General features: G+C 37.5%; 5 protein-coding genes. 4 read left to right on the plus strand and 1 reads right to left on the minus strand.

Going from position 1 to position 5,250, the window contains the following annotated elements:
• The first annotated feature begins 300 nt into the window (after positions 1-300).
• Positions 301-630 (plus strand): hypothetical protein, encoded by a 330-nt coding sequence (locus FW754_RS16270; RefSeq protein WP_446325239.1) that lies wholly within the window; start codon positions 301-303, stop codon positions 628-630.
• On the opposite strand, the gene FW754_RS16275 is transcribed toward FW754_RS16270, so the two are convergent.
• Positions 614-1,897 (minus strand): MobA/MobL family protein, encoded by a 1,284-nt coding sequence (locus FW754_RS16275; protein ID WP_446325240.1) that lies wholly within the window; start codon positions 1,895-1,897, stop codon positions 614-616. The genes FW754_RS16270 and FW754_RS16275 overlap by 17 nt on opposite strands.
• A 223-nt stretch (positions 1,898-2,120) precedes the next feature.
• Here FW754_RS16275 and FW754_RS16280 point away from each other — a divergent pair, with 223 nt between their 5' ends.
• From FW754_RS16280 to FW754_RS16290, 3 genes are all read left to right on the plus strand, one after another.
• Entirely contained in the window at positions 2,121-2,876 is a 756-nt protein-coding gene (locus FW754_RS16280; RefSeq protein WP_446325241.1) for a hypothetical protein, read from the plus strand.
• A gap of 687 nt (positions 2,877-3,563) precedes the next feature.
• Positions 3,564-4,490 (plus strand): replication initiation protein RepM, encoded by a 927-nt coding sequence (gene repM / locus FW754_RS16285; RefSeq protein ID WP_446325242.1) that lies wholly within the window; start codon positions 3,564-3,566, stop codon positions 4,488-4,490.
• 57 nt (positions 4,491-4,547) lie between these two features.
• Positions 4,548-5,102, plus strand: a complete 555-nt coding sequence (locus tag FW754_RS16290) for a plasmid replication DNA-binding protein (protein WP_446325243.1) — start codon at positions 4,548-4,550, stop codon at positions 5,100-5,102.
• The last annotated feature ends 148 nt before the right edge of the window (positions 5,103-5,250 follow it).

A 5,250-nucleotide genomic window follows, 5' to 3' on the forward strand; every position in this document is an offset into this window, starting at 1 on the left:
CCAAATGTTAGAACCCATTTAAAGTGTCTATATTCTTACAAGCGATTTTTTGTTTATCGCAAGATAAAATCAGCGAACTGCAATAGATCAATAACTTACGCCATTAGGATGGAAGAAAGTTTCTAAATCATTTGTAAAAAATTTTCGCTGGATATTTACCTCAACGATAAATCAATAACTTACATTATTAGGACGGAAAAAAGTTTCCATATCATTTGTAAAAAATTTTCGCTGATCGTATGTAATTACCATAAATTAATAAGTTAAACGATTCATTTTATTTTGTGGAGTATGTGTCTTATGAATCAGCCTAAAAATGAGTTTGAGGTTCTACAAAAAATGATGGAGGATCAAATTTTAGGGGCAAAAGATCCTCAACATAAGATCCATCAACGTCTCCAAGAAAGCCTTAAAAAAGATGCAGAGGAGTTAGCACTCCGTAAAGCATGGAAACGTGCTCAGGATATTGTTTGCCATAGCTTCGATCAAAAAACGATTGACGCGTGTAGACAGAATAGTGAGGAACGTTTAGAACGGCTAATTTCAGGTGAATCTACCTTTGAAGAAGAAGATAGCGTACTGATGATGCAATGGCGCGCCTTAAATAATCGACCTAAAAACCAGGACTAAAATCATTATCCTGATCGTGATTCCTTACTTTTTCAGAAGTTACAGCCTTTTCCCTCATTTTCAAAGGCACAAGTTCGATGACTTGTCGCTGTATAAATGCTAATTCTTCATCAATAGGGGCGATCTGAATAACTGAACCCTCTAAGTTTTGGCCGAGATGCCTTAAGTATTCCAACTTCTCAAGTCGATCGAACGATTCAGTATTCAAAAGATCGATATACCTCTGCAAATCATGCTGAATCAATATCATAGGTTCAGTTGTTTGAGGATCTTTCAATAAAGTTTGCAGCATATTCTGCTGTAAAAACAATAACTTTTCTTGCGCATACCAACGTTGTCGAGTACGTGGCGTTTCAGCTTGCTTGCTTAATTCTTCAATTTCCTTCCGGTTCTTTAACTCCGCACTATAAAATAGACGATACTGCTCATAACGATTTTCAGCGCGAATACGTTGAATCTCTTCAATCATATGCTGTTGTTTGGCCCACAACTCAGGCTCGTTCTCGCGCGCAAAACGTACCGCTTTATTCATCACCGGTACATCCTGCAGTTGGGTTTCATATTTCTTGTTGTAATCTCGGTGTGACAAACAACTCACCGTACTCGGCACTTCTACCCGAATACCTCGAATCTCAACCTGTTTCATTGGCGCATACCGCATCAGACTGTCATTAATCAGTTCTTCAGTTTTCTGCCGGTACAACTGCAGTTGAGCTTTGCCCATCCCCAATACATCAGCCGTGAGCTTCTGCGCACCACCTTTCTGTGGATCCTTCGGGTTATAGCGCTTAAAAAACTGTTCGGCTGAACGATCAATCCCATCCACATGCCGTTCACTGTACATCAGATGCAAATGTGGTTGCTCAATCCCGGCAATTGAACCCGCATGATTATGGATGGCGCAGCTAAATGGAAAACGATAGCGGTCGGCAAACTCGGCAATAAAAGCTTCAGCCAACTCAATCCGCTGCGCCTGGTTTAATTCTTTCGGTAAGGCCACTACTAAACTAGAACAGGTACGTCCATTGCTGCGTTCAAACACATCTGCAGCCTGCCAAAATTCAGCCGGTTTTCCCTCGGCAAAACTGGGTAAATTCCCGGATTTCACAAACTCAATCTGCTCAGAAACCGATTCCTTATAACTTTTAAAATGCGAAGTTCGAGTGATGTAATGAAAGCGATTCTTGGCCGTGGCGCCATCTTTGATTTTTCCTGATCGCGTCTTTATCGCTTTTTTTGCGGTGTGTTCAAGGTTGCAATAGAACATGTATCACCTTCATTTTTAGTCGGGGCCTCGCAGAGCCTGCGGAGCACGAGGAGGAGTGTTTCTAATTCGATATAATGACGTCAGTTATTATATCGAATTAGAAACACGGAAACGAGCTTAAATATTTAAAAAAATGTTCCCACATTTATTTAAATATTTTTCCGTGACGCATATGCTAGACTGAAAACACAAAAATCCCACCCAATTTATGCTGGAGAATGCGATGGCGGCCCGTGGAAGACCTGCGAAAATACTCACCTCAAATGACCTCATGACATTGCAGCAGTTCCTGGAAAAACTCCCCTTCCTCAAGAAAAACCAACAACAGGCTTTGACCTTACTTCAGCAAGCGAATGGCATATTCAATGACAAACAGCTTAGTCTGCTGAAAACTGCAGATCGAGATAAAAACCAGTTTTTAAAAAGACAGACTCTCATTGAACAGATCAAGCTAAAGGATAAAAACCAGCAGCCCCTTTTGGCCAACGAAACAGAAATTCTGGCATTACTGAAACAGGAAATAGATCAAGACACATTCTTCCGCCTGGATCGCGCCCTAGAGTCTTACCAGAAAATTGAAAAAGCAGCCCTAGAAAACCGGATCCGGCTGGAGAATGAACACAAGCGTGAAATTTTGCACAAAAATCATAAAGAGCTAACTGAAGCTCAGAAAAAGCGTAATGCAGAAAACCAGCTTAAATACGCATTAGGAGGAATGCTGCAATCCCTCTATAAAGATTTAGGATTCAGTATCACTCAATCGCAGATCCCATTACTTGAACAAGCCCTAATCCAAACGCTCATGTGGGAAAAAACCACCAAAAATACAAAAATTTATAAAGCAGTTGAACACAACACGACAGATATCAATGAAGCGAGAGAATTATTTCATCATATTTTGGAAGATTTACCGACATATAAAATCAAAGAACAAGAATTCCATACAGTCCTCATTAACAAACACCGTAAACAGTCATAAACGATGATTACAGCCGAATTACCGTTTACTCCTAAGGGGAATGCCACTAAAAGGTAATCAAGGGCTAAAAACGCGAAATAAACGCCTTTGAGTACATGCTGAAATAGATATAGATAAAAAATGAGGTTCTGTTGGTTATTTCACTTCATACCTAACAAGTATGGACAGAGCGAGTGTCTACGAGCGAGACCCTGAAAAGTCGCGCCTAGGCCCTTTGAAAAACTGTTTTTATAAATAGAATTCAAAAACTATAGATAAATAAGCTTAATTAGATTCTAGAACGAGCATTGCGAGTAAAAAGTTTTATGAGCAAAGCGAATTCATTTTTGTTGTTGCTTTTGCTTGTGCTTTTTTCAGAACAAAAATTGAATCAGGTATGAGAAAAAAATTGCCCCTTAGAACTGAGCGAAAGCGAAGTTCAATAGAGTTTGAGCAGAGCGAAAACATAGGGCAATTTTTCAAACTTGGGCTTTTAATTATTTTTAAGCTTTTAAATACTTTTAGATTAGCTTAATCCTTTACACACCAATGCATACAGGAACTATAAAACGAGGTTTACCTTGCATTAAAACGAGGTTTACCTTGCATTAAAACGAGGTTTACCTTGCATTAAAACGAGGTTTACCTTGCATTAAACGAGATCATGATATAATCTCGTCTTAACGAAATAAAAATATAACTCGTCATATGAAAACAGAACTTGTTGTTAAGGATAATGCTTTAATTAATGCTAGTTATAATCTTGATCTTGTTGAGCAACGATTAATTCTTTTGGCAATTGTTGAAGCTAGAGAATCTGGTAAAGGTATAAATGCAAATGACCCCTTAACCGTTCATGCAGAGAGTTATATAAATCAATTTGGTGTACATCGAAATACAGCTTATCAGGCTCTAAAAGATGCTTGTGATGATTTATTTGCTAGACAATTTAGTTACCAAAGCATGAGTGAAAAAGGTAACGTGGTTAATCATAAATCTCGTTGGGTTAGTGAAGTTGCCTATATCGACAATGAAGCTATTGTGCAGCTTATTTTTTCTCCAGCGATTGTTCCTTTGATTACTCGGTTAGAAGAACAATTTACAAAATATGAAATTCAACAAATTAGTAATTTAAGTAGTGCTTATGCCGTTCGGTTGTATGAAATATTGATTGCATGGCGCAGTAGTGGATCTACTCCCATTATTCCACTTATAGATTTTAGAAAAAAAATAGGAGTCTTAGATTCTGAATACAAGCGTATGTATGACTTTAAAAAATACGTACTTGATATAGCTATAAAGCAGATTAATGAACACACAGACATAACAGTTAAAGTTGAACAACATAAAACTGGTAGGTCTATTACTGGCTTCTCATTTAATTTTAAACAGAAAAAATCTGTTACAGCTGAAATTAACAATTTAGCTCAACGTAAAATTAAACAATTGACAGATTCTCAACGTCATTTGTTTGCTAATAAACTTTCAGTATTACCAGAAATGGGAAGCTATTCTCAAGGTACAGAAACATTTGAACAGTTTGCTGTAAGAATTGCTGAAATGCTTAAAGACTATAAAAACATTGAAGAACTATTACCATATTTACAAAAGGTAGGTTTTAAAGAGGCTAGTTAATTGACATTGTAAAGTTGACAGTCAAAAATAAATGCAAATAAACCTGTAGTTCACATTATGCAAAAGTTAACAGTTTCAGAATTAGCTAAGCTTTATGGATATTCTAGACAAGCTATTTATGCTCATATAAATAAAGGGAATTTATCTAAAGGATCAGATGGATTAATTGACTTTTCTGAGGCAATAAGAGTATTTGGTGAACCTAAAGGTAAATCTGTAGATGACAAACAAAGTAAATCAATTAACAGTCAAGACTTAACACAGGTTGACTTGCTTAAAAGTCAAGTTGACTTGCTTGAAAAGCAATTAAATCAAGCTTTACTAAGAGAAAATCAATCAATAGAACGTGAAGTCTTTTATCAAGAACAAATAGAAGCCATGCAGCGTCTATTGGAAGCTCCAAAACCCCATATGACTACGTTTACCGATCAAGAACTGGTACAGCCCAATATGGCCAAAACAGCTCCAGAACAGGACAAAGCAGAAGCTAAACATGAGGGATTGACTACTCCGGAGCAGACAGAGAATAAGCGTATTCTCGTGCCGGAGCAGGTTGAACCAGAGCAGCCGAAAAGAGGCTTCCTCAGTCGCTTTTTCTTGCCGAATGGGTGAGGGCATTGTTGACTGGAGTTAATCAAAACTGTGGAACAAAGGTTAAATACTAGGCGTGGAACGTGAAGAATCCATAAAAAAGCCTAGTTTGAATAAACTAGGCTTTTTTATGGATTACAACTTATTGAAATAAAACAATTAATACAGA

It is taken from the genome of Acinetobacter sp. 1207_04 (assembly GCF_052850415.1).